We start from the raw sequence: 23721 nt of genomic DNA, 5'->3' as shown, positions 1-23721 counted from the left end.
GGTCGTCAGGCCCGGGTCGTGGGGCTGCTCTCGGCCAGGAGCGGTCATCTACGAACGACCGGATTCAGTTAGGCTGGGCGACCCGCAAACAAAAAGGCATGTCCGCATGTACCCAATTCCCCAGCTAGCCTTGCAGATCGAAGCAGAGTGGGCTCCCGAGCTTGGCGAGCACTTCGGCCGGCTCACTGATCAGGTGCTGGAGAAGGTCAGACCGTGGTTTGATTTCCCTGAGGGACTGCTGCGAATCGAACTGATGGATGGTTCGGCCGTGCAGTTCAATCGTGCGTTTCACATCGTCAACGAAGCCAAACGCGCAATTGCCGTGTTTACGGAACATTGCGGTCACCATGTCTTCCCGCACCACGAGGCAAAGATCTATCGGGACGGGAGACTTGTCTATGCGCAAGCGGCCTGACCAGTCGTACTGCATCACCTTGATGCGTCCGCTCTCTAGGAGCCTGCTAGCCCTATTCCATTTCCGCTCCGGGTCGCTGACAGCCGGTGGACACAACTGAACGGAACGACTGCACCCCGCCTGCCCCGTCGTGACGACAGGGTCAAGAAAAAGCCCGCTCATGGCGGGCTTGGTCATTTCTGGAGCTGCTGCGCCAGGGCCACGTATTCGTGGACCGGCACTTCCTCGGCGCGCCGCTGCAGGTCGAAATGCCCCTGGAAACCGCGCTGGGCCAGCCAGACGCCCAGGCTGTGACGCAGGAGCTTGCGACGCTGGGAGAAGGCGGCAGCGACCATCTGCTCGAGCAGGCCGGCATCGAGCGCCGGCGGCTCGGCCAGCGGGATCATGCGCACGATGGCGGAATCCACCCGCGGGGGCGGGTCGAAGCACTCCGGCGGCACATCGAGCACCGACTCGATCTGGTAGCGCCACTGCAGCATCACGGAAAGTCGGCCGTAGTCCTTGTTGCCCGGCGCCGCCGCCATGCGGTCCACGACTTCCTTCTGCAGCATGAAGTGGTGGTCCACGACATGGTCCACGAAGCCCAGCAGATGGAAGAGGATGGGCGTGGAGATGTTGTAGGGCAGGTTGCCGACGACACGCAGCTTCTGGCCCTTCGCCGCCGCGATGGCCGCGAAATCGACCTTCAGGACGTCAGACTCGATCACCTCGAGGTCCCCCCGCTTGCGCAGGCGGGCCGCGAGGTCACGGTCCAGTTCGATCACGGTCAGCGGCTGGATGCGCGCCACCAGCGGCAGCGTCATGGCCCCCAGGCCGGGGCCGATCTCCACCATGGCATCACCGGCCTCCGGCGCGATGGCGTCGATGATGGACTCGATCATCACGCGATCGGTCAGGAAGTGCTGACCGAAGCGCTTGCGGGCGACGTGCTGCATCAGGCGCCTTCGCTCACTGCCACTCGCGCATCTCGATGAAGGCGTTGGCGCGCAACTCCTTCACCCAGTCCTTGTAGGCATCCTCGTAGCGGCGCTCACGCAGCGCGGCACGCGCCTGCTCGCGCAGCTGCTTGGGCTGCAGCTCGACCTGCCGGCGCTCCAGCACCTGGATCATGTGCATGCCGAAGCGCGAGGCCACCGGGCCGGAGATGCCATTCAGCGGCAGGGCGTTCATGGCCTCCTCGAACTCGGGCACGAAGTTGCCCGGGCCGGCCCAGCCGAGATCGCCGCCGTTGGAGGCGCTGCCGTCCTCCGAGTTCTCGCGGGCGACCTGCTCGAAGGTGACCTGCCGGGACTCGATGGCACGCTTGAACTCCTGCAGGCGGCGGGCAGCCACCTCGGCCGTCAGCTGCTGCGACGGGCGCAGGAGCACATGGCGGGAGTGCGTCTCGGTGATGATGTTGGGATTCGCCGCGGCCTCGCGGGCCAGCAGCTTGATGATGTGGAAGCCCACGTCCGAGCGGATCAGGCGCGGGTTCACCTGGCCGGGCTTGAGCTCGCGCACGGCGTCCACGAACACGTCCGGCAGACGGTCGGCCTGGCGCAGGCCCACTTCGCCGCCGCGTTCGCGGTTGGCATCCTCGGAGAACTCGCGGGCCACCTTGGCGAAGTCCTCGCCCGCCTTCACGCGGGCCAGCGCCGTTTCCGCGCGGGCCTTGCGCTCGGCGATCTGCGCTTCCGTGCTCTTCTCCGGGATCGGCACCAGCACCTGCGCGACGTTCAGCTGCGGGTTGCTGTCCGCCTTGGCCTGGCGCTCCTCCAGGTAGCGGTCGATGTCGCCGTCGGTGATGCTGATGCGCTTCTGCACCTCGCGCTCACGCACGCGCTCGATGAGCATCTGGTCGCGCAGGTTCTCGCGGAAGGTGCGGAAGTCCATGCCGTCTGCCTTGAGCCGCTCGCGGAGCTCCGGCATGGTCAGCTTGTTCTGGGCCGCCACGTTGGCGACCACGCGGTCCAGCTCCGGCTCGTCGATGCGCGACCCCGTCTCGCGGGCCAGCGTCACCATGGCGCGCTCCTCGATCAGGGACTCCATGGCCTGCTTGCGCAGCGCTTCCATGTCGGGATTGGCCTCGCCGCGGCGGCGGGCTTCCTCGCGTGCGCGCTCGGCCCGCAAGGTGATTTCACTGGCCGCCACCACGTCCTGGTTCACCACGACCGCGATATGGTCCCCGGGCTTGATGCGGCTGGCACCGGTCTGGGCCGAGGCCAGGGGCAGCACGCCAGCACAGAGGCCGGCGAGGAGAAGAATGCGTAGGGACAGATCAGTCATAGATGCCATGAGAGCTGGCCGAGCGGTCTGAGCTCAGCTGACGGTAACCGGGGATATTGTCCTTCAAGACCTTGAGCGCATTGGAACCCAGCTGGGAGAGGCCCACCAGCTCGATCTGCAGCAGCAGCCGCGTGTTGGTTTCGGCGCGGCCGGCGGAGAGCCGCTCGGCACCGAAGCGCAGCACCCAGCAGCCCGCGTCGTACTCGAAGCCCACCACCGAATCCGTGAGGCGGCGGTCGCGCATGCTGTACTGGACGCGACCGGCGCTGTACCAGGCGCCCCCGCAGCTGGCCGTGCTGCTGCGGCGCTGCGGGCGCTCGGCCGCGCCGAACAGCGGCCACTGCCAGGCCAGCTCGACCTGCTCGCTCTGCTCGCGTGCCAGGCGGTAGGCCACGCTGACGGTGCGGAAGGGACCGGGCGCGTAGCGGGCGCGCAGCACCGATCGCATCGTGCGGCCGGTCTCGGGGCTGTACTGCAGGGCGCCGTCCATCCACCAACGGCGATCCAGGTGTGCCGCTCCGAAGAGCAGCACGTCGGAGACCCGCTGCGACACCGGCTTGTCGTCCGGCGTCACCCGCTGATCCTGGAAGAGGAAGCGCTGCACCAGGCCCAGGCGCAGCATCTCCTCGCCCTGCGCCGCATCGAGCCAGCGCGAGGTCACGCCGGCCGTCAGCGAATGGGCATCGGAGACGCGGTCCACGCCGGAGAACTGGTTCTCGGCGTAGATGGAATCGGCGTTGAAGTCCTTGGCGGCGCTGTCGAAGCGCGGGAAGAGGTCCTGCTGGCGGTACGGCGTGCGGACATAGAGCAGGCGGGGCTCGAGGCTCTGCTGCATGGCGCGGTCGAACAGCGTCGTGTTGCGCTCGAAGACCCAGCCGTGGTCGAGGCTGAAGGTCGGGATGCTGCGACCCAGGCTCGTGCGGCCGTCCGCCACCGGCTGGTCCAGGCGATAGCGCGCGGCATTGATCGAGAGCTTGGGCACCAGCCACCAGGCGGCGCTGCCCATCGGCAGGCTCATGTGGCCCAGCAGGTGCATGCGCTCGCCGGTGTTCTGGCCCTGCGGCAGCGCGGCGGTGGCGAGATCGAAGCGGTTGTACTCGAGCTCCAGCCCGCCCTCCAGGCGTGCGCGACGGCCCCAGGGCCGGAAGCCGGCCAGCACGACGTCATCCGCCTGGGTGTTCAGGCGCAGACCGACCTGCGGCGAGCGCTGGTAGGGCGTCTCGAACTGCGAGGCCTCGTCCAGGCCCTGCAGGGCCTGCCAGCGCTGCACGCGGGCGTAGGACTGCATCTCGCCCCAGCCGTAGCTGCGCAGGCGGCTCAGGCTGAAGTCGGCCGGCAACAGGCGCTGCGGCACGTTCTGCAGGCGGCGCGGCATGTCCTTCCAGTACTCGTCGTCGGACACCCGCTCGAGCCGCCAGCGGTAGCGCCAGTCGTCCACGAGCTCGCCGTCATGGCTCAGGCGCAGGTCCCAGCGCGAGCGGTCGATGAGACGGTCCTTCGGCAGCAGGGCGAGGTTGAGCTGGCCGCTGTGCCCGGGCTCGAGGTAGCGGAACTCGCTGTCCACGCCCGTGCCGCGGCGCGTCATGAAGAAGGGGGTGATCGTGGCGTCGCGCTGCGGCGCGATGTTCCAGTAGTACGGCAGGCCCAGCTCGAAGCCGCTGCGGTTGTCCAGGCCCATGTTGGGCGGCAGCCAGCCCGACTTGCGGCCCTCGCCCAGCGGGAAGCTCAGCGCGGGTGCCGCGAGGATGGGCACGCCGTAGAAACGCAGCACGGCGTCCTCGGCCACGCCCTCGTTGGCGTCGAAGTTCATGCGCAGCTGCTTCGTGGTCAGCTGCCAGGCCGGCCGGCCGCTGCCCTCCTCGACGGGGCAGCTGGAGTACGTCGCTTCGTCCGCCTGCACACGGGAGGCATCCAGGAAGCGCAGACGCTGGGCGCGGCCGCTGCCGCCGGTCAGCGCAAAGCTGTACTGGGGCGCCAGGAACTCGCCCTCGAACTTCTCAAGGTAGAGCTGCAGGCTGGGGCCGCGCACCACGGTGCCATTGCGGCTGACCTCGACCGAGCCCTCGGCCCGGGCCAGGTCCTTCACGTGGTCGTAGCTGAGCTGGTCGGCACGCAGCAGCAGGTCGCCGTAGCGCAGCCGCACCAGGCCCTGGGCCACGGTCTGGGCATCCACCTCGCTCTTGAGGGAATCGGCCTCCAGCACCAGCGCCGGCTTCTGCTCGCTGCCATGACGCGCCGGATCCAGGCTGCGGGCCGGCCGCAGACGCGGCGGGATGGCCTCGGGATCGATCGACGACGGCGGAATCGTCTGGGCACCCACGCTCAAGGCGGCGGCCGCGAGCGGCGTCAGCACGAGCAGGGAGCGCAGGGAGGGCAGCGGGGGGGTCAGGACGGAGGCGGGGCGCAGCACAGCGACGGCATCGTTCGGGGTGGAGTGGCAGCCCGCGAGGCAGGCCGGCGCTCGCCATGACGGCGGTTTGTAGAATTCATTATCCATGAGCCGGCTGCCACGCCCCCCTGCCCTCGGACAGGGATCGCCCGGCTCTCCTCTCACCCCCCGGATTCGCGCGGGTGACCCGAGCAACCCACGATCCTGCTGCCGCCCATGTCCGCCGTCTCCTGGTCCGACCCCGCCCGCGCCGATGCGCTGCTCCACTGGCTGCGAGGCCTCGACCCGGCGCTCGGCCTGCGCCCCGACACCCTGCGCCCGGCCAGCCAGGACGCCAGCACGCGCCGCTACCTGCGCCTGGACGGCGCGGACGACCGCAGCCTGGTGCTGATGGACGCCCCGCCCGCCAGCAACGACCTGCGCCCCTTCCTGCAGGTGGGCGCCCAGCTGCGCGATGCCGGCCTGCATGCGCCGGACGTCCTCGCCAGCTCGACCGAGCTGGGCTTCATGCTCCTGGAGGACCTGGGTGACACGCCCTATCTGCAGGCCCTGCTCGCCGCCGAGCCCAAGGAGGCCGACCGCCTGATGCGTGCCGCCATCGGGGCGCTGGTGCAGTGGCAGGCGCGGGCCGACGCCAGCAGCCTGCCGGTCTATGACGAGGCTTTCGTGCGCCGCGAGCTGCAGATCTTCGTCGACTGGTGCGTGCACAAGGAACACGGCCGCGAGTGGACCGAACAGCAGCAGACCTGGTGGGAGATGAGCTGCAAGGCCCTCGTGCGCAACATGCTCGACCAGCCCTTCGTGGCCATGCACCGCGACTACATGGTGCGCAACCTGATGGTCTGCGAGCCCCTGCCCGGCATCCTGGACTTCCAGGACACCGTGCGCGGTCCGGTCTGCTACGACATCGCCTCGCTGCTGCGCGACGCCTTCATCTCCTGGGACGAGGAGCGCGAGCTGGACTGGGCCATCCGCTACTGGGAGCAGGCCCGCCGCGCCGGCGTCCCCATCGGCGACGACTTCGGCGAGGTCTGGCGCCGCATCGAGTGGTGCGGCCTGCAGCGCCACCTCAAGATCCTCGGCATCTTCTGCCGCCTCAAGCACCGCGACGGCAAGCCGCACTATGCCGAGGACCTGCCGCGCCTCTTCGCCTACGCCATCAAGGTCAGCACGCGCTACATCGAGCTCTCGCCGCTGACGCACCTGCTGCAGGATCTGCGCGGCAGCCTGGTGCAGGACGGCTTCAGCCTGCGCTGACCCGGCCGCTCGCGGGCGCCGCGATCCGCCCCTCGTTCAGCGGGTCGCGCAGCCCGCGGCCTCCAGCCACGGGTCGTGGTCCTGGCCGCCGAAGATGCTCACGAGAAAGTCCAGGAACACCCGCGTGCGGGCCGGCACGAACTTGCGCGAGGGCATCGCCGCCCAGATGTCGTAGCTCTGCAGGCGCCACTGCGGCAGCACGCGCTCCAGGGCGTGCTCCATCAGGGCATCCTCGATCATGAAGGACGGCAGCGCCGCGATGCCCAGGCCGTGCAGCGCCGCGGCGTAGTTGGTGTCGTTGTGGCCGGTGGTCAGCACGCCGCGCCGGCACTCGCCCTCGATGCGTTCGTCCGGCGCGCCGTCCTGCCCGCGGCGCATGAAGACGATGCCGCGCTGCTGGATCGCCATCGGCGGTACCAGCACATCGAACTGCGGCAGCTCCTGCGGATGCTGGGGCCGGCCGCGCCGCTGCAGGAACTCCGGCGCCGCGCACAGGATCACCTCCGTGCGTGCCAGGCGCCGCGCCACGAAGTCGCCCTGCAGCGGCTCCTTGGTGCTGAGGATGCTGATGTCGAAGGCTTCGTCGATCTGCGTCACCGGCCCCGGCGAATGCAGCTCGATCGTCACGTGCGGATACTGCTGGTGAAAGCGCGCCAGGTGCTTGGCCAGCTGGTGCACGGCAATGGCCGGCGGCACCAGCACGCGCACGTGGCCGCGCGCCTCGTGCGTGGCCGACTGCACCAGCGCCTGGGCATCCTCCAGCTCCATCAGCACGCGGCGGCAGCGCTCCAGGTAGGCCTCGCCCACCTCGGTGAGCGCCAGGCGGCGCGTGGTGCGGTTCAGCAGGCGCGCCCCGAGGTGCTCCTCCAGCTCGGCCACGAGGCGCGTCACCACGGCCGGCGCGAGGTCCAGCGCCCGCGCCGCGCCGGCAAAGCTGCCCTCGTCGATCACCCGGGCAAACACGCGCATCGCCTTGAGCTGGTCCATGGGGAGCGGATCTCCGTGCGGCTGGGGTCAGGTCTTGCGCGACAGGGCGTCTCAGGCCTTGCGCAGGTTCGCCGGCGCGATCTTCAGCGCCTCGCGGTACTTGGCCACGGTGCGACGCGCCACCTGGATGCCCTGCTCCTCCAGCATGCTGGCCAGGGCGCTGTCGGACAGCGGCTTCTTCGCGTCCTCCGCCGCCACGAACTGCTTGATCAGTGCCCGCACCGCGGTGCTGGAGGCATTGCCGCCGGTCTCCGTGGCGAGGCCCGAGCCGAAGAAGTACTTGAGCTCGAAGGTGCCCCAGGGCGTGGCCATGTACTTGGCCGTGGTCACGCGGGAGATGGTGGACTCGTGCAGGCTGAGCTCGTCGGCGATCTCACGCAGCACGAGCGGCTTCATGGCCAGCTCGCCGTGGGTGAAGAAGCCCTTCTGGCGCTCGACGATGGCCTCGGACACCCGCAGGATGGTGTCGAAGCGCTGCTGGATGTTCTTGATGAACCAGCGCGCCTCCTGCAGCTGCCCGCCCAGCGGCGAGTTGGTCACGCCGCCGCGCGTCTGACGCAGGGCCTGGGCGTAAAGCTCGTTGATGCGCAGCTTCGGCGCCACCTCGGGATTGATCATCACCCGGAAGCCGCGGCCGGACTTCTGCACGATGACATCGGGGATCACCGCCTGCGCCACGTTGCGCACGAAGGGGCGGCCCGGCTTGGGCTCGAGGCGGGAGATCAGGGCCTGCGCCTCGCGCAGCAGGGGCTCGTCGGCGCCGGTGAGGGCGCCCAGGCGGCGCAGGTCGCGCCGCGCGAGCAGCTCCAGGTGCTGCTTGCAGATCAGGATGGCGACGGCCTGCACCTGGCTGCGCGGCATGGCCCGCAGCTGAAGCACGAGGCACTCCGCCAGGTCTCTCGCGCCCACGCCGGCCGGCTCCAGGCTCTGCAGCCACTTGAGCGCACAGCGCAGGCGGTCCAGCAGCTCCTCCTGCACCTCGGGATCGGCGTCCGGGTTCAGGCTGGCGGCGATCTCGTCCAGCGGGTCCTCGAGATAGCCGTCGTCGTTCAGGGACTCGATCAGCACCAGCAGCGCGGCCCGGTCGAGCTCGCTGAGGCTCATGCCGGCCATCTGCGCCTGCAGGTGCTCCTGCAGGCTGACGCTGCCGGCGTCGGTGTCGGCGCGGTCGTCGCCGTCGTCGCTGCCGCTGCCACTGCTGCTGCCGGGCATCTCGCGGATGCCGTCGAAGTCGTCGCCCTCGGTGCCGTTCTCCCAGTCCTCGCGCTCGGTGGTGCCGAAGTCCTCGGCGCGCATCTCGGCCTGGGCCTCGCCGGCGTCGCTGCCGACAGCTCCGGCATCGTCGCCCCCCTCGTCCCTCCCACTGCCGGCCGGCACCTGCAGCTCGGCGCGCGGGGGCTCCTGGCGGGTCTCGAAGTCCTCCTCGGTCTCGAGCAGCGGGTTCTGCGCCAGCATCTGCTCGACTTCCTGGTTCAGCTCCAGCGTCGACAGCTGCAGCAGCCGGATGCTCTGCTGCAGCTGGGGCGTCAGCGAGAGATGCTGCGAGAGGCGGACCTGCAACGAGGGCTTCATCGGGAGACGCCCTTACATGCGGAAGTGTTCGCCCAGATAGACCTTGCGGACTTCGGGGTTCTGGACGATCTCGTCCGGCTGCCCCTCGGCCAGCACGCGGCCCTCGCTGATGATGTAGGCGCGATCACAGATGCCCAGCGTCTCACGCACGTTGTGGTCGGTGATCAGCACGCCAATGCCGCGCGCCTTGAGGAAGCCGATGATGCGCTGGATCTCCAGCACCGCGATCGGATCCACGCCCGCGAACGGCTCGTCCAGCAGGATGAAGCGCGGCTGCGTGGCCAGGGCGCGGGCGATCTCGACGCGGCGGCGCTCGCCGCCCGAAAGGGCCGGAGCCGGGCTGTCGCGCAGCTTCTCGATGCTGAGGTCGGCGAGCAGGCTCTCCAGCAGCTCGTTCACGCGCGCCACGGGCCAGGGCTTGCCCTGCTCGTCCTGCTGCAGCTCCAGCACGGCGCGGATGTTTTCCTCGACGCTGAGCTTGCGGAAGATGGAGGCCTCCTGCGGCAGGTAGCTCAGGCCCAGGCGCGAGCGCTGGTGGATGGGCAGGCGCTGCACGGGCTGGCCGTCGATGCGGATCTCGCCGGCATCCGCACGCACGAGGCCCACGATCATGTAGAAGCTGGTGGTCTTGCCCGCGCCGTTGGGGCCCAGCAGGCCCACGACCTCGCCGCTGTTCACGGCCAGGTGCACGTCCTTCACCACCTTGCGCACGCCGTAGCTCTTCTGCAGGCCTTCGGCCTCCAGGCGGCTGGGCGGCCCGGCTTCCAGGGCGGGGCGCTGGTTCATGGCGTCTTGCGGGGGGGTTGCAGGGCCGGGCTCGGCTGCAGCTGCAGCGTCGGGGCGGATGCCGCCGGCACGGGCGCCGAGGCGCTGCCGCGCGGGCTCATCACGAGGCGGACCCGGCCGTTGGGCTGCAGGGCGCCCTGGCCGCCCTCGACGCCAAAGACCTCGGTGCGGTTGTCATAGACGATCACCGCACCGCTCACCTCGTCGACCACCACGGTGCCCCGCATGCGGCGCACCACGGCATTGCCGATGAAGCGGATGGTGTCCGCGCGGCCGTCGTACTCGAGCTGGTCGGCATAGCCCTGGATGGATTCACCCGGCACGTCGCGGTCCTGGCGGAAGTTGACCGGCTTGCCGGTCTCGCCCTGGGCATAGGCCAGCACAAAGCCGTCGGCGCCTTGCTGGATGTCCATGCGCTCCGCCTTGAGCTGCATGCTGCCGCGGCTGAGGATGACGTTGCCGTTGAGCTCGCTGCGCTGGCGGACCACGTCCACCCGGCCGTTCCTGTCGGCGCTGACGTTCAGGGGCTTGTTGGCGTCGTCCCGGGCCGCGTGCGCGGGGACGATGCCGATCAGGCCTGCCACGAGGGGCAGGCACAGCAGGGCAGGGGCTCGCAGGCCGGTGGCAGTCATACAGCGCTCGGACAAAAGTTCAGGAGGCCCGGCCCGGCGGGACGGCACCCGGGGGGGCCGCCCACATCGCATACAAGGCACGGTTCTTGCAGACCATTCTGCCACGAGGACGCCCCGCCCCGGGGGCTCCCGTCGCCCCCGCGGCCAGGGGCCTGACACCCGTTCGCGTGTCTGACCCCAAGCGGCCGGCGGCCGGCCGGTGCCGGGATCAGGCGCCCTGGCGTGCCCGCTTGATGAGGATCTCCATCACGGCGAGGGCGCGCAGGCCGCTCTGCTCTTCGTCGATGCGAGCGCCGCCGGCGGCCATGGCCGGCGAGGTCAGGTAGCGGCCGGCGATGCCGATCGAGGGCACGCCGTCGATGCGGAAGGCCTCGGCCAGCCGGTCGGCCTGGCCGCACTTGGTGCTGATCCCCATCGACCCGAAGGTGTCCTTGAACTTGGCCGCATCGACGCCCTGCTTGGCCAGGAAGGCGGCCATGGCGTCCAGCACGTCCAGGCGCTGGCCCTGGCGATGGATGGCGTCGAAGATCTTCGCCCGGACCTCGGCTTCCTTTCCCATCACCTCCAGCGCGAAGAAGGTGCGCTGGTGCACAAGCATGTTCGGGCGGAACAGCACATGGGACTTGCGGAAGACCACGTCGGCCGGCAGCTGCTGCGTGAAGGCGGACAGCGCCGGTTCGAACACGTAGCAGTGCGGGCAGCCGTACCAGAAGAACTCCACCACCTCGACCTTGCCGGGGGTGGTGGACAGCGGCTGCTGAAGCTTCTGGTAGTGGCGGCCTTCCACCGGTCCGCCCTGGGCATGGGCCAGCGGAGGCAGGCTCAGCGCGGCGAGGCCGGCGCTGGCGGCGGCGGCGGCAGTGAAATCACGACGGTTGATGCTCATGGCAGTCTCCTGGAAACGGGGGCGTCAGGGGCGGACGTCAGGGGCGGGATTCAGCGCTGGACCAGGGCCAGATTGGCCTCCAGCCCTGCCGACTCGACCTTGCCGCGCTGGGCTTCGGCCTCGGCGCGGCTGTCCATCGGGCCGATGCGCACCCGGTAGACGGTGCGGCCCGACTGTTCTTTCTCGTAGACCTTGGAGGTGAAGCCCAGCATCGCCAGCTTGGCGCGCTGGGTCTCGGCGTCCTCGGCCTTCAGGAAGGCACCGACCTGCACGAAGAACAGGTTGGCGCCGTCGCCGGGCTTCTCGGCAGCCTTCTCGGCCGTCTTCTCGGCCACCTTCTCCATGACCTTGTCGACGGACTTGTCCGCGGCCTTCTCGGCCGGCTTGTCGGCCGCCTTCTCGGGGGCCTTCTCCGGGGCCTTGTCGGCGACCTTGTCCGCCGGCTTCTCGGCCGGCTTCGCGGCCTCCTGCGGCGCCGAGGCCGGGCTCAGCACGCCGCTGGCGCTGCGTGCGGCCTTGCCGGCCAGCGGGGCGTTCGGGTCCCAGTTCTTGTTGCGGGCAGCTTCCTCGGCGTCCTGCTCGGCCGTGCGCTGCGGCACCTTGTTCACGAAGGGGATGGGCACCTTGGTGATGTAGAGCGCCACGCCCAGCGCGACCGCCAGGCCCAGCAGCAGGCCCACGATCATCCCCAGGACAAAACCACCGCGCTGCTTGCCAGCTTCAGCCTTGCTCATGCCATCTCCATGCTCGCGGCCCCACCGGGGGCCGACCCTTCAACGCGGCGGATTCTAGGCTCGCCGACCGGTTCGGAAAGCCGTCAGGCCAGCGCCTCGCGCGCCATGACGTCGGGAGCGCTGACGCCCAGCACGGCCAGCGCATTGCGGATGACCTGGCGGGTGGCGGCCAGCAGGGCCACGCGGGCGCGCGTCAGCTCGGGCGCCTGGTCCAGCACCCGCTCGGCGGCGTAGTAGCTGTGATAGGCCCCGGCGAGGTCGCGCAGGTAGAAGGCCACGTCGTGCGGGGCCAGGTCTTGCGCGGCGCTCGTGAGCATGCGCGGGAAGTCCGCCAGCTTGAGCATCAGGGCGGCCTCGGTGGGGGCCGTCAGCAGGCTCAGGTCGGCACCGGCCAGACCGGCTTCATCGCCGCCCTGTTCCGCCCACTTGCGGATCACCGAGCAGATGCGCGCATGGGCGTACTGCACGTAGAAGACCGGGTTCTCGTCGTTCTGCTTGAGCGCCAGGTCGACGTCGAAGGTGAACTCGGTGTCGGCCTTGCGGCTGATCAGGAAGAAGCGCACGGCGTCGCGGCTGGTCCAGTCGATCAGGTCGCGCAGCGTCACGTAGGAGCCGGCGCGCTTGGAGATCTTGACCTCCTCGCCGTTCCTCATGACCGTGACCATCTTGTGCAGGATGTAGTCCGGGAAGCCCTGCGGAATGCCCAGGTTCTGCGCCTGCAGACCGCCGCGCACGCGGGCGATGGTGCCGTGGTGGTCGGTGCCCTGGATGTTGATGCACTGGGTGTAGCCGCGCCCGAACTTGTTGACGTGGTAGGCCACGTCCGGCACGAAATAGGTGAAGCCGCCCTCGCGCTTGCGCATCACCCGGTCCTGGTCGTCGCCATAGTCCGTCGAGCGGAACCACAGGGCGCCGTCCTTCTCGTAGGTCTTGCCGCTGTCGATCATGCGCTGCACCGCGGCTTCGAGCTGGCCGTTGGCGTAGACGCTGGACTCGAGGAAGTAGTTGTCGAACTTGAGGCCGAAGGCCTGCAGGTCCAGATCCTGCTCGTGACGCAGATAGGCCACGGCGAACTGGCGAATGCCGTCGAGGTCCTCGACATCGCCCGAAGCGGTGAACTCACGATCATCGGCTTTGACCGTTTCCTTGCGCAGGAAGGCGTCGGCGATGTCCTGGATGTAGTCGCCGTTGTAGAACTTCTTGCTGTCGGGATGGTCGGGATCGGTGGGCCAGCAGGCGTCGCCGGGCTTGAAGCCCTTGAGCCGCAACTGCGTGGAGTGGGCCAGCGTGGCGATCTGCACGCCCGCGTCGTTGTAGTAGAACTCCCGGGTCACATCGTGGCCCTGGGTCTTGAGCAGCGAGCAGATCGCATCACCCAGCGCAGCCTGGCGGGCATGGCCCACGTGCAGCGGGCCGGTCGGGTTGGCCGAGACGAACTCGATCATCACGTGCTTGCTGGTGGCCGGAAGGTCGCCGAAATGGCTGCCGGCGCCCAGCACCTCGGTGACGACCGCCTGCTTGGCGGCATCCTTGAGGCGGATGTTGATGAAGCCGGGGCCGGCAATCTCCATGCCCTCGACCCATCGCTGGAAAGCCGGCTTGGCCTGCAGCGCCTCGATCAGCGCCTGGGCCAGCTCGCGGGGGTTCTTCTTGAGCGGTCGGGCCAGCTGCATGGCGGCCGTGCAGGCGTAGTCGCCGTGGCTCGCCTGCTTGGGCGATTCGAAGGCCGGGGCCAGCGTGGCCTCGGGGCTGATGGAGTGGATGGCCTCGCCCAGGGCGGCGAGCAGTTCCTGCTTGGCTTGGATCATGGGCGCGATTCTACGAAACCCCCCGGCCCCGAGGCCGGTCGCCGGCCTTCTCCCGCCCCTGTGTCATCACGGAACACCTGTTGCCAGCTGCTGTTACCGGCTGTTCACGGTCTTGCCTCGCCTGGGGGCCTGGGGCAGGATACGAGCCGACATGAGCTTCGACTCCCTCCCCCTTGCCAGCTCGCTGCCCTCTGCGGGGGCGGACGCGCTGGGCACCCTGTCCACGCGGGACCTCCCGGCCTACATCGGCAAGTACCGTGTGCTGCGCCAGCTGGGGGAAGGCGCCACAAGCGACGTCTTCCTGGCGCTGGACGAGTTCCACGAGCAGGAGGTGGCCATCAAGCGCCAGCGCGCCTGGGCCAGCCAGCAGCGGGACTCGGCCGAGGGCCACATCAGCTCGCGCTTCTTCGCCGCCGAGGCCGCGCTGGCCGGGCGCTTGCAGCACCCCAACGTGGTGCAGATCCTGGACGCCGTGCCCGATGCCGACGCCCCCTTCCTCGTGATGGAGTACGTCCCCGGCGTCACGCTCAAGAGCTTTTGCCGCAGCGACCGCCTGCTGCCGCTGGACCAGATCGTGGAGCTGGGCTTCAAGTGCGCGATGGCCCTGGGCTACGTCTTCCGCCAGGGCGTCATCCACCGCGACGTCAAGCCCGCCAATCTGCTGGCCGTGCTGGACGCCCAGGGGCAGGTGACGGATGTCAAGGTCAGCGACTTCGGCAGCGCCCTGAACCTCAATGCCGACCAGACGCAGGTCCACCGCGTGGGCTCGCTGGCCTACATGCCGCCGGAACAGATCGAGGGCGGCGACGTCGGCTGCCAGGCGGACATCTACTCGCTCGGTGCCGTGCTCTACCACCTGGTGGCCGGCCGGCCGCCCTTCGACGCGCCCAACCAGATGGCGCTGATGCACCAGATCTACCACCAGGCGCCGCAGTCCCTGGCGGACCTGCGCGGCGGCGTCACGCCCGAGCTCGACGCCGTGGTGCAGCGCGCGCTTGCCAAGCATCCGGCCGAGCGCTACCCCGACTGGGACAGCTTCGCCACCGCGCTCTCGGAGCTCGTCGCGAAGCAGCTCGTTCCGCTGGCCCGGCTCTACGAAGTGAAGGATTCCGAGCGCTTCAACCTCGCCCGCGGCCTGGAGTTCTTCGGCGGCTTCGGCGACGTCGAGCTCTGGGAGGTGGTGCACCGCGCCAAGTGGCGGCGCTACCCCGAAGGGCATGCGCTCTACAAGAAGGGCCAGGAGGGCAACAGCTTCCACATCATCGCGGCCGGCGAGGTGGAGGTCTTCCGCGACGGCCAGCAGGTGGCGACGCTCGGAACCGGCACGTCCGTGGGCGAGATGGCCTACCTGGCGCCCAATCCCGAGCTGCGCCGCCACAGCACCGACATCCGCGTGACGCAGGTCTGCACGACGATCTCCTTCACGCCCGAGTCGCTGGCGCTGCTGAGCCCCGAATGCCAGCACCGCTTCGACCGTGCCTTCATCCAGGTCCTGGTGCGGCGGCTGCATGCCGCGCACGAGGCCATGGCCCATCCCCGGCGCATTCTCTGAGGCGGTCAACCGCAAGACGGCCTCAAGCATTGAGTCTCGTAAGCACGCAGGGCAAGACCTGACCCCAACGTGACCCACCCTCCCTCGCAGTCCCCTGTGGTTCCCTTTTCAACATGCAAGGCAGTCCGATCATGAAGAAGTCCCTCTCCCTCCTGGCCCTGAGCTTCCTCCTGGGCGCCGCCCATCTCGGCGCCCACGCCGCCACCTGTGACGACACCGCCGCCGAGAAGAAGCTGGCCGGCGCCGCCAAGACCAGCTTCCTCAAGAAGTGCAATGCCGACGCCGGCGCCGCGAACGGCTGCGACGCCAAGGCCACCGAGAAGAAGCTGGCCGGCGCGGCCAAGACCAGCTTCCTGAAGAAGTGCAATGCCGATGCCGCGGGCGGTGCCGCTGCAGAGGCCAAGCCCGACCCGGCCGCGGCCTGCGCGGCCCAGGCGGCCGAGAAGAAGCTGGCGGGCGCCGCCAAGACCAGCTTCGTCAAGAAGTGCACGGCCGACGCCGCCAAGGGCTGATCCCGCGCCACGCCCCGACGTGACAAGGCCCGCTGCATGCGGGCCTTTTTCATGGGCGGTCGCCGATGCGTGCCGCATCAACGCATCAGCGCATCAACGCGTCAGCACCCCGCGCGCCAGCATCGCCCCGAGGATGGGGAAGACGAGGATCAGATGCGCCTGGATCATGACGAGCCGGCGCGTGGCGGCGATCTCGGCGGCCTCGGGCAGGCGGCCCGTGGCGTCCAGCGCGCGGCCCCAGCGCCGGAAGGTCAGCGTCGGCTTGATGGAGAGGAGCCCGACGACGACGAACAGCGTCAGCTTGGCATGCAGCAGCGGCTGGCCCCAGTACCAGGCCGAGCCCTTCATGCCCAGGAAGGCGCGCAGCAGCCCGGAGGCCAGCAGCGCCACCGCGGCGATGCCGTAGATCAGGTCCACGCGCTGCAGGCGCTTCACGACGGCGGCATTGAGCCATTCGACGCGGCACAGCGCGGCCTCGCTGCTGATGAAGACCACCAGGGTCAGGATGGCAAGCCAGTGAAAGATGGCCAGGCCGGTCTCGAGCATCATCGACACACTCCCTCAAGCGGCAGGAACGCCTGCACGAACGCAGGCGCGAGTGTGCCTCAAGCCTCGACGCGCGCGGGGCGCTGCCAGTACTCCGCGCTGCCGTAGTGGTGTTTGAGGAAGTCGATCCACAGCCGCACCCGCAGCGGCAGGTGCTTGCGCTGGGGAATCAGCGCGTAGATGCCGTTGGGCGGCGCCGCGAAGTCGTCGAGCACCGACTGCAGGCGCCCCGCCGCGACGTCCGCCTCGACCTCCCACGTGCTGCGCCACGCCAGGCCCAGGCCGGCGATGCACCAGTCGTGCAGCACCTGGCCATCGCTGCAGTCCAGGCGCCCGACGGGGCGGATGTGCTGCAGCTGCCCGTCCACCGTGAAGGCCCAGCCGCGCGACTGGCTGGCGTCCGAGCTCAGCACCAGGCAGGCGTGGCGGGCGAGCTCGTCCGGGTGCTGCGGCAGGCCCGCGCGCCTCAGATAGGACGGCGCGCCGACGCACAGGCGGCGGTTGTCCGCCAGGCGCATGCTGACGAGGCTGGAGTCGGCCAGGTCACCCACGCGAACGGCGCAGTCGAAGCCTTCGTGGACGATGTCGACCACCCGGTCGGAGAGGTTCAGCGAGAGCGAGACATCCGGGTGCTGCGCCAGGAAGTCCGGCACCAGAGGCGCGACATGGCGCCGCCCGAAGCCGGCCGGCGCCGTGATGCGCAGGTGGCCGCTGGCCTTCACGCCGCCCGCACTGACGCTCGCCTCGGCATTGGCGAAGTCCACCAGCAGGCGCTGGCAGTCCTCCAGGAAGGCGGTGCCCTCGTGCGTGAGCGACAGCCGGCGCGTCGTGCGCAGCAGCAGCTTCACGCCCAGGCGCTCCTCCAGCGCGTCGATGCGCCGCCCCATGACCGCCGGCGCCACGCCCTCGGCCTGCGCCGCGGCGGTCAGGCTGCCCTTGGTGGCCACGGCGACGAAGGATTCGATCTGTTTGAGCCGGTCCATGCGCCGCATTCTGCGCCCATGCTCGACACATCGAAGCAATCAGCGCCCAAATGTTGGATTTACACCTACGCAGGGTTGCAATCCCGTTTTCATCCCGTGAAATGTGTTTTCTTTAGGTGGAATCGGCGGCATCCTGGCGTTGATCTTTGCGTTTTCATCACGAATCTTGGTGTGTGCAACGCAGCAATCGCACGCCCGTTTGGCCCTAAATTGGGACCATGGCTGCATCCACCGTCCGCGCCGTCCTCTTCGACGCCTATGGCACGCTCTTCGACGTGCACAGCGTCGCGCTGATGGCCGAGCAGCTCTTCCCCGGCCAGGGGGCCCTGCTCTCGCAGCGCTGGCGGGACAAGCAGATCGAGTACAGCCGCCTGTGCTCCATGAGCGGCCAGTACCAGCCCTTCTGGGACCTCACCCGCGCCGCGCTGCGCCATGCCTGCCTGAGCCTGAAGCTCACCCCCGGCGCGGGCGGCGAGGAACGGCTGATGAATGAATACCGCCACCTCAGCGCCTTTCCCGAGAACCGCGAGGTCCTGCAGCAGCTGAAGGCGCGGGGCGTGCGCGCCGGCATCCTCAGCAACGGGGATCCGGGCATGCTGCAGATCGCCGTGCAAAGCGCCGGGCTCGCGCCCTGGCTGGACCCGGTGCTGAGCGTGCACGAGACCCGCCGCTACAAGACCGACCCCGCCGCCTACGCCCTCGGCCCCGCGGCCCTGGGCCTGCCGCCGCGCGAGATCCTCTTCGTCTCCAGCAATGCCTGGGACGCCCTGGGCGCAACCTGGTACGGCTTCACCACGCTGTGGGTGAACCGCCAGGGCCAGCCGCGCGAGCAGCTGGGCCCGCCACCGCACCACGAGGCCAGCTCCCTGCGCGGGGTGCTGGCCCTCTTCCCCGACACCGCTTCCTGATTCTTTCCCTTTGCCTTCACGAGGTTTGCCATGAACGCACGCACTTCCCTCCACCGCCTGCAGGTCGACAGCCGCCTGGCTGCCTTCATCGACCAGGAGGTCCTGCCCGGCACCGGCGTGGACCGCGACGCCTTCTGGGCGGGCTTCGACGCCCTCGTCCATGAGCTGGCCCCGAAGAACGCCGCCCTGCTGGCCGAGCGGGACCGCATCCAGGCCGCCATGGACCAGTGGCACAGCGCCCATCCCGGCCCCATCACCGACATGCCCGCCTACCAGGCCTTCCTGAAGGCGCTGGGCTACCTCGTGCCGGTGCCCGAGCAGGTGCAGGCCACGACGGCCAACGTCGATGCCGAGCTGGCCACCCAGGCCGGCCCGCAGCTGGTGGTGCCCATCCTCAATGCCCGCTACGCCCTGAACGCGGCCAATGCGCGCTGGGGCTCGCTCTATGACGCGCTGTATGGCACGGACGCCATCCCCGAGACCGACGGCGCCGAGCGCGCCGGCGCCTACAACCCGGTGCGCGGCGCCAAGGTCATCGCCTTCGCCCGCCAGGTGCTGGACCAGGCCGCCCCGCTGGCCGGCGCCTCCCACCGCGATGCCACCGGCTACCGCGTCGAGAACGGCCGTCTGGTCGTGAGCCTGACCGGCGGCGCCACCACGGGCCTGCAGGATCCTGGCCAGTTCGCCGGCTACCAGGGCGACGCCGCGGCCCCGAGCAGCGTGCTGCTGGCCCACCACGGCCTGCACCTGGACATCCAGATCGACCGCAGCACCGCCATCGGCAAGACCGATGCCGCCGGCATCGCCGACGTGGTGATGGAAGCCGCGCTGTCCACCATCCTCGACCTGGAGGACTCCGTCGCGGCCGTGGACGCCGAGGACAAGCTGCTGGCCTACCGCAACTGGCTGGGCATCCAGCGCGGCACGCTGACCGAGGAAGTCGCCAAGGGCGGCAAGACCTTCGTGCGTCGCCTGAACGCCGACCGCCGCTACACCGGCCCCACCGGCGGGGAGGTGGTGCTGCACGGCCGCTCGCTGATGTTCGTGCGCAATGTCGGCCACCTGATGACCAATCCGGCCATCCTGTGGGACGGCGGCAAGGAGATACCCGAGGGCATCATGGACGCGGTCATCACCACGGCCATCGCCCTGCACGACCTGAAGCAGCTCTCCGGCAGCGGCCTGCGCAACTCCCGCCGCGGCTCCATCTACATCGTCAAGCCCAAGATGCACGGCCCGGCCGAGGTGGGCTTCGCCAACGAGCTCTTCGGCCGCGTGGAGCAGCTGCTGGGCCTGCCCGACAGCACGGTGAAGCTGGGCATCATGGACGAGGAGCGCCGCACCTCGGTCAACCTCAAGGCCTGCATCGCCGCGGCCGCCAGCCGCGTCGCCTTCATCAATACCGGCTTCCTGGACCGCACGGGCGACGAGATGCACACCGCCATGCTGGCCGGCCCGATGCTGCGCAAGGGCGACATGAAGACGAGCGCCTGGATCCAGGCCTACGAGCGCAGCAATGTGCTGGTCGGCCTGGCCTGCGGCCTGCGCGGCCGTGCCCAGATCGGCAAGGGCATGTGGGCCATGCCCGACCTCATGGCCGCCATGCTGGAGCAGAAGATCGCCCATCCCAAGGCCGGCGCCAACACCGCCTGGGTGCCGAGCCCGACGGCCGCCACCCTGCATGCGCTGCACTACCACCAGGTCAGCGTGGCCGCCGTGCAGCAGGAGCTCGAGCGGACCGACGAAGCTGCCGAGCGCGCCGGCATCCTGGAGAAGCTGCTGACCATCCCCGTGGCCGCGAACCCGAACTGGAGCGCCGCCGAGCGCCAGCAGGAGCTGGACAACAACGTCCAGGGCATTCTGGGCTATGTGGTGCGCTGGGTCGACCAGGGCGTGGGCTGCTCCAAGGTGCCCGACATCCACAACGTCGGCCTCATGGAAGACCGCGCCACGCTGCGCATTTCCAGCCAGCACATCGCCAATTGGCTGCACCACGGCGTGGTGACCGAGGCCCAGGTGCGCGAGACCTTCAGCCGCATGGCCGCCGTCGTGGACCAGCAGAACGCGGGCGACCCGGCCTACCGGTCCCTCGCCGCGAATCCGCAGGGCGCCGCCTTCCAGGCCGCGCTGGACCTGGTCTTCAAGGGCAAGGAGCAGCCCAGCGGCTACACCGAGCCCCTGCTGCATGCCTGGCGCCTGAAGGTCAAGGCTGGCAAATGCTGAGCCGCTGAGCCCCTGCCGATCCGATCGCCCAGCGCACGCCAGACATGCTTATTTCGCTGGGAGCACAGGATCTTTACATGATGTTGCGACGCACCAACGGCGCGCCGGACCGCTAGGGTTATCCCGATCAGCAAGCGTCCCCATGCGGCTCAAACTGCGCCCTCGCCCGCCACACCCGGGTGGGCGAGGGCATTGTCTTTGAGCCTGCGCGCCTGCCGCAGGCCGATGACGCCGAATTCATCCCCGGAGGAATCTGCTTTGAAACTCACCCAAATTAGCTTCGCCGTTGCGGCCACCATCGCCGCAATCGCCCTGCCCGCCAGCGCCCAGCAACAACTGGAACGCGTTGAAGTCACCGGCAGCCGCATCCTGTCGCCGAACGCAGAGTCGCCCGCGCCCATCCAGGTGATGACCGCCAAGGACATCGCAGCCTCCGGCGTGGCCAACATCCAGGACCTGCTGACGAAGAACCCGGCCATCGGCACCCCCTCGCTGAGCCGCACCAACTCCAACTTCCTGACCTCCGGCGGCGGCGTGGCCACCATCGACCTGCGCAACCTGGGCTCCAACCGGACCCTGGTGCTGGTGAATGGCCGCCGTTATGTGTCGGGCGTCCCCGGCGACACCGCCGTTGACCTGAACACCATCCCGACCGACTTCATCGAGCGCGTGGAACTGCTGACCGGCGGTGCCTCCTCGACCTACGGCTCCGACGCCGTGGCCGGCGTGGTCAACATCATCCTGAAGCGCAACTTCAACGGCCTGACGCTCGACGCGCAAGCCGGTCAGAGCTCCAAGAGCGACGACAAGAAGAAGAAGTTCAGCGCGACCTGGGGCACGAGCACCGACAAGGACAGCCTGATGGCCCACATCGGCTTCACCCGCCAGGGTGAGGTCCGCTCGGCCAGCCGCGACGGCAGCGGCGTGGACAACAACTCGCTGGTCGCCGGTGGCCGTTCCAACAAGGCCGAAGACCTGTACCGCACCTACCTCGGCTTCTCGGGCTATGCCCCGGCCGGCCACTTCTTCGCCGGTGACGAGGACTTCACCTACGACGCCAACGGCAAGCAGATCGCCTGGTCGCAGAACGGCCCGAACGGTGACGGCGTCGGCGCCACCGGTTTCAACCGCAGCGCCTTCCGCCGCATCGCCGTGCCGGTGGACCGCCTGCTGCTGGCCAGCAAGGGCGAGCACCAGATCGCTGACGGCCACACCGCCTTCTTCGAAGCCACCTACGCTTCGACCAAGTCCTCGACCAACATCGAGCCGTTCCCGCTCGACACCAGCAACATCTACCCGGATTCCGGCGGTGAAGTGCCCGTGTCGTTCAACGTGAACGGCAAGATGGTGCGCAACCCCCTGGTGCCGGCCAACGTCACCAGCGACACCTACTTCTTCACGAAGCGCATGAGCGACTTCGGCCCGCGTCACCAGGATGTCGAGCGCGACACCATGCGCGTGCTGGGTGGCGTGAAGGGCGACCTGACCAAGGTCTGGAGCTATGAGGCCTACGCAGGCTACGGCTTCACCAAGGAAGCCCAGACCGGCTCCGGCCAGGTCAACGTCCTGAACTTCCGCAACGCGCTGGAAGTGATCCCCGACGGCAAGGGCGGCGCCATGTGCCTGGACGCGAACGCTCGCGCCCAGGGCTGCGTGCCCGCCAACGTGTGGGGCATCGGCACGATGAGCGACGCCGCCATCAAGTACATCCAGGCTCCTCAGTCGCTGACCACCAAGGTCACGCAGAAGATGGCCGGCGCCTCGGTGAGCGGCGAGCCCTTCGACCTGCCCGCAGGTCCGGTGGGCGTGGCTGCCGGCGCCGAATGGCGTGAGGAAGGCTCCAGCACCCAGTACGACGCGCTGACGCAAGCCGGCCTGAACGGCGGCAACCAGCTGCCCAACACGTCGGGCAACTACAACGTCAAGGAAGGTTTCATCGAAACCCGCCTGCCGCTGCTGAAGAACCTGGCCATGGTCAAGTCGCTGGACGCCACCGTCGCGTACCGCGTGGGTGACTACAGCACCGTGGGCAACACCCGCAGCTGGAACGCCGGCCTGGACTGGGCCGCCAACTCGACCGTGCGCGTGCGCTTCACGCAAGCCCTGTCGACCCGCGCTCCCAACATCAACGAGCTGTACCAAGGCCGTTCGCAGACCTTCCCGAGCGTCAGCGATCCCTGCCAGGGCGTGAAGCTCACCGACACCGGCGTGCTGGCCGATCGCTGCAAGGCTGCGCCTGGCGTGATCGACAACATGAAGGCCAACGGCGGCGTGTTCACGCTGACCCAGCCTGACCAGCAAGGCGTGAGCGGCTTCGACAGCGGCAACTCCGCCCTGGACGCTGAACGCGGCAAGTCCACCACCCTGGGCCTCGTGATCACCCCGAAGAACATCCCCCTGCTGAAGAACTTCAGCTTCACGGCGGACTACTTCGACATCAAGATCGAGAAGGCCATCAACAACCCGGGTCGCGACTACGCGCTGGACCAGTGCTACAACGGTGGCGACACTGCATTCTGCAAGTTCATCACCCGTCGTGCCGTGGCCACCAGCGGCGGCAGCGCCGGCGCCCTGACCTTCATCGACCAAGTGCCGGTGAACAGCGGCGGCCAGCAGATCCGTGGTCTGGACCTGACCAGCAGCTACAGCGAGAAGGTCGGCCCCGGCCGCGTGAACGCCCGCCTGTCCTGGACGCACCTGCTGGAAGCCTGGACGAAGGCCACCGACACCTCCACCGAGGACAGCTCGCTGGGTGAAGTCGGCAACCCGAAGAACAAGTGGACCCTGGGCCTGGGCTATGACCTCGGCAACTGGAACGTGAGCACCACGACCACCTACATCGGTGAGTCGTACCTCGACGACCAGTTCTCGAAGAAGTACCTGACGGACACCACCGGCAAGTACACCGGCTTCACGAAGGACACCTTCAAGATCGGCAGCAAGGTCTACATCGATCTGCAGGCTTCCTACAAGATGGGCAAGGCTCAGTTCTACTTCGGTATCGACAACGTGGCCGACACCAAGGCGCCCCCGATCGTCTCGGGCCTGCCTGGCAACACCACCGGTACCCAGACCAACGCCAGCGTGTACGACCCGATCGGCCGTCGCTACTACGTCGGCGTGCGCTACTCGATGTAATTCCTTCCTCGCCTGACCCGGCCTTCGCGGCCGGGTTCACGGTGAAAGGCACAACCCCGGCTCTCGCGAGAGGCCGGGGTTTTTTCATAGGCGAAAACAGTAGAAGCCTGATGGCCAGCGTCGCACCG

General features: G+C 68.9%; 19 protein-coding genes. 7 read left to right on the top strand and 12 right to left on the bottom strand.

Translation table 11 applies throughout. The features are described 5' to 3' along the window. Positions 1-106: 106 nt before the first annotated feature. The gene (locus QRD43_RS04180) at positions 107-415 is read left to right on the top strand and encodes a hypothetical protein (RefSeq protein ID WP_285981217.1); all 309 of its coding nucleotides are present in this window, start codon (positions 107-109) and stop codon (positions 413-415) included. Between the two features lie 173 nt (positions 416-588). Here QRD43_RS04180 and rsmA read toward each other — a convergent pair whose 3' ends face one another. Genes rsmA through QRD43_RS04165 form a run of 3 tightly spaced genes read right to left on the bottom strand, consistent with a single transcriptional unit; the run spans position 589 to position 5177 of the window. Beyond that, positions 589-1350 carry a 16S rRNA (adenine(1518)-N(6)/adenine(1519)-N(6))-dimethyltransferase RsmA gene (gene rsmA / locus QRD43_RS04175; protein WP_285981216.1) on the bottom strand — a complete coding sequence of 254 codons (762 nt, stop codon included), beginning with the start codon at positions 1348-1350 and terminating at the stop codon, positions 589-591. Between the two features lie 13 nt (positions 1351-1363). Continuing rightward, complete coding sequence (locus QRD43_RS04170) at positions 1364-2680, bottom strand: peptidylprolyl isomerase (protein ID WP_285981215.1); 1317 nt, start codon at positions 2678-2680, stop codon at positions 1364-1366. Then, a complete protein-coding gene (locus QRD43_RS04165) occupies positions 2673-5177 on the bottom strand; it encodes an LPS-assembly protein LptD (protein WP_285981214.1) in 2505 nt (834 codons plus the stop codon). Before QRD43_RS04165 ends, QRD43_RS04170 begins: the two co-directional genes overlap by 8 nt. Positions 5178-5276: 99 nt before the next feature. Here QRD43_RS04165 and QRD43_RS04160 point away from each other — a divergent pair, with 99 nt between their 5' ends. After that, entirely contained in the window at positions 5277-6326 is a 1050-nt protein-coding gene (locus tag QRD43_RS04160; protein ID WP_491572001.1) for an aminoglycoside phosphotransferase family protein, read from the top strand. Positions 6327-6362: 36 nt separating this feature from the next. Here QRD43_RS04160 and QRD43_RS04155 read toward each other — a convergent pair whose 3' ends face one another. The 7 genes from QRD43_RS04155 to argS all read right to left on the bottom strand — a co-directional run bounded on the left by QRD43_RS04155 (position 6363) and on the right by argS (position 13731). Beyond that, on the bottom strand, positions 6363-7313 hold the full coding sequence (locus QRD43_RS04155) for a LysR family transcriptional regulator (RefSeq protein WP_285981212.1): 951 nt from the start codon (positions 7311-7313) through the stop codon (positions 6363-6365). Between the two features lie 51 nt (positions 7314-7364). Beyond that, positions 7365-8885 carry an RNA polymerase factor sigma-54 gene (locus QRD43_RS04150; protein ID WP_285981211.1) on the bottom strand — a complete coding sequence of 507 codons (1521 nt, stop codon included), beginning with the start codon at positions 8883-8885 and terminating at the stop codon, positions 7365-7367. Positions 8886-8897: 12 nt separating this feature from the next. After that, entirely contained in the window at positions 8898-9671 is a 774-nt protein-coding gene (gene lptB, locus QRD43_RS04145) for an LPS export ABC transporter ATP-binding protein (RefSeq protein WP_285981210.1), read from the bottom strand. After that, positions 9668-10303, bottom strand: coding sequence for a lipopolysaccharide transport periplasmic protein LptA (gene lptA, locus QRD43_RS04140; RefSeq protein ID WP_285981209.1), 636 nt, complete (start codon positions 10301-10303; stop codon positions 9668-9670). Before lptA ends, lptB begins: the two co-directional genes overlap by 4 nt. Positions 10304-10511: 208 nt before the next feature. After that, entirely contained in the window at positions 10512-11189 is a 678-nt protein-coding gene (locus tag QRD43_RS04135) for a thiol:disulfide interchange protein DsbA/DsbL (RefSeq protein ID WP_285981208.1), read from the bottom strand. Positions 11190-11239: 50 nt separating this feature from the next. Continuing rightward, entirely contained in the window at positions 11240-11923 is a 684-nt protein-coding gene (locus QRD43_RS04130; RefSeq protein WP_285981207.1) for an SPOR domain-containing protein, read from the bottom strand. Between the two features lie 83 nt (positions 11924-12006). Continuing rightward, positions 12007-13731, bottom strand: coding sequence for an arginine--tRNA ligase (gene argS / locus QRD43_RS04125; protein WP_285981206.1), 1725 nt, complete (start codon positions 13729-13731; stop codon positions 12007-12009). Between the two features lie 151 nt (positions 13732-13882). Here argS and QRD43_RS04120 point away from each other — a divergent pair, with 151 nt between their 5' ends. Both QRD43_RS04120 and QRD43_RS04115 read left to right on the top strand, forming a co-directional pair. Further along, positions 13883-15283, top strand: coding sequence for a serine/threonine-protein kinase (locus QRD43_RS04120; protein ID WP_285981205.1), 1401 nt, complete (start codon positions 13883-13885; stop codon positions 15281-15283). 131 nt (positions 15284-15414) lie between these two features. After that, on the top strand, positions 15415-15795 hold the full coding sequence (locus QRD43_RS04115; protein ID WP_285981204.1) for a hypothetical protein: 381 nt from the start codon (positions 15415-15417) through the stop codon (positions 15793-15795). Positions 15796-15888: 93 nt separating this feature from the next. Here QRD43_RS04115 and QRD43_RS04110 read toward each other — a convergent pair whose 3' ends face one another. Together QRD43_RS04110 and QRD43_RS04105 are read right to left on the bottom strand one after the other, a co-directional pair. After that, entirely contained in the window at positions 15889-16344 is a 456-nt protein-coding gene (locus QRD43_RS04110; protein WP_285981203.1) for a DUF2214 family protein, read from the bottom strand. Positions 16345-16400: 56 nt separating this feature from the next. Then, positions 16401-17324, bottom strand: a complete 924-nt coding sequence (locus tag QRD43_RS04105; protein ID WP_285981202.1) for a LysR family transcriptional regulator — start codon at positions 17322-17324, stop codon at positions 16401-16403. Between the two features lie 218 nt (positions 17325-17542). On the opposite strand from QRD43_RS04105, the gene QRD43_RS04100 reads away from it, so the two are divergent. The 3 genes from QRD43_RS04100 to QRD43_RS04090 all read left to right on the top strand — a co-directional run bounded on the left by QRD43_RS04100 (position 17543) and on the right by QRD43_RS04090 (position 23593). Then, entirely contained in the window at positions 17543-18232 is a 690-nt protein-coding gene (locus QRD43_RS04100; RefSeq protein WP_285981201.1) for a haloacid dehalogenase type II, read from the top strand. 30 nt (positions 18233-18262) lie between these two features. Then, positions 18263-20455 (top strand): malate synthase G, encoded by a 2193-nt coding sequence (locus tag QRD43_RS04095; RefSeq protein WP_285981200.1) that lies wholly within the window; start codon positions 18263-18265, stop codon positions 20453-20455. 258 nt (positions 20456-20713) lie between these two features. Next, positions 20714-23593, top strand: a complete 2880-nt coding sequence (locus QRD43_RS04090) for a TonB-dependent receptor domain-containing protein (RefSeq protein WP_285981199.1) — start codon at positions 20714-20716, stop codon at positions 23591-23593. Positions 23594-23721: the final 128 nt, after the last annotated feature.

It is taken from the genome of Roseateles subflavus (assembly GCF_030285365.1).
Taxonomy (GTDB): Bacteria; Pseudomonadota; Gammaproteobacteria; order Burkholderiales; family Burkholderiaceae_C; genus Roseateles_B; species Roseateles_B subflavus.
This window is presented reverse-complemented; position numbering and strand designations above follow the sequence as displayed.

Coding starts and splice junctions, on each gene's coding strand:
- lptB (WP_285981210.1), bottom strand. CDS start 9,671: ATGAACCAGCGCCCCGCCCTGGAAGCCGGGCCGCCCAGCCGCCTGGAG.
- argS (WP_285981206.1), bottom strand. CDS start 13,731: ATGATCCAAGCCAAGCAGGAACTGCTCGCCGCCCTGGGCGAGGCCATC.
- lptA (WP_285981209.1), bottom strand. CDS start 10,303: ATGACTGCCACCGGCCTGCGAGCCCCTGCCCTGCTGTGCCTGCCCCTC.
- QRD43_RS04110 (WP_285981203.1), bottom strand. CDS start 16,344: ATGATGCTCGAGACCGGCCTGGCCATCTTTCACTGGCTTGCCATCCTG.
- QRD43_RS04115 (WP_285981204.1), top strand. CDS start 15,415: ATGAAGAAGTCCCTCTCCCTCCTGGCCCTGAGCTTCCTCCTGGGCGCC.
- QRD43_RS04180 (WP_285981217.1), top strand. CDS start 107: ATGTACCCAATTCCCCAGCTAGCCTTGCAGATCGAAGCAGAGTGGGCT.
- QRD43_RS04170 (WP_285981215.1), bottom strand. CDS start 2,680: ATGACTGATCTGTCCCTACGCATTCTTCTCCTCGCCGGCCTCTGTGCT.
- QRD43_RS04150 (WP_285981211.1), bottom strand. CDS start 8,885: ATGAAGCCCTCGTTGCAGGTCCGCCTCTCGCAGCATCTCTCGCTGACG.
- QRD43_RS04130 (WP_285981207.1), bottom strand. CDS start 11,923: ATGAGCAAGGCTGAAGCTGGCAAGCAGCGCGGTGGTTTTGTCCTGGGG.
- QRD43_RS04155 (WP_285981212.1), bottom strand. CDS start 7,313: ATGGACCAGCTCAAGGCGATGCGCGTGTTTGCCCGGGTGATCGACGAG.
- QRD43_RS04100 (WP_285981201.1), top strand. CDS start 17,543: ATGGCTGCATCCACCGTCCGCGCCGTCCTCTTCGACGCCTATGGCACG.
- QRD43_RS04165 (WP_285981214.1), bottom strand. CDS start 5,177: ATGGATAATGAATTCTACAAACCGCCGTCATGGCGAGCGCCGGCCTGC.
- QRD43_RS04105 (WP_285981202.1), bottom strand. CDS start 17,324: ATGGACCGGCTCAAACAGATCGAATCCTTCGTCGCCGTGGCCACCAAG.
- QRD43_RS04135 (WP_285981208.1), bottom strand. CDS start 11,189: ATGAGCATCAACCGTCGTGATTTCACTGCCGCCGCCGCCGCCAGCGCC.
- QRD43_RS04095 (WP_285981200.1), top strand. CDS start 18,263: ATGAACGCACGCACTTCCCTCCACCGCCTGCAGGTCGACAGCCGCCTG.
- rsmA (WP_285981216.1), bottom strand. CDS start 1,350: ATGCAGCACGTCGCCCGCAAGCGCTTCGGTCAGCACTTCCTGACCGAT.
- QRD43_RS04120 (WP_285981205.1), top strand. CDS start 13,883: ATGAGCTTCGACTCCCTCCCCCTTGCCAGCTCGCTGCCCTCTGCGGGG.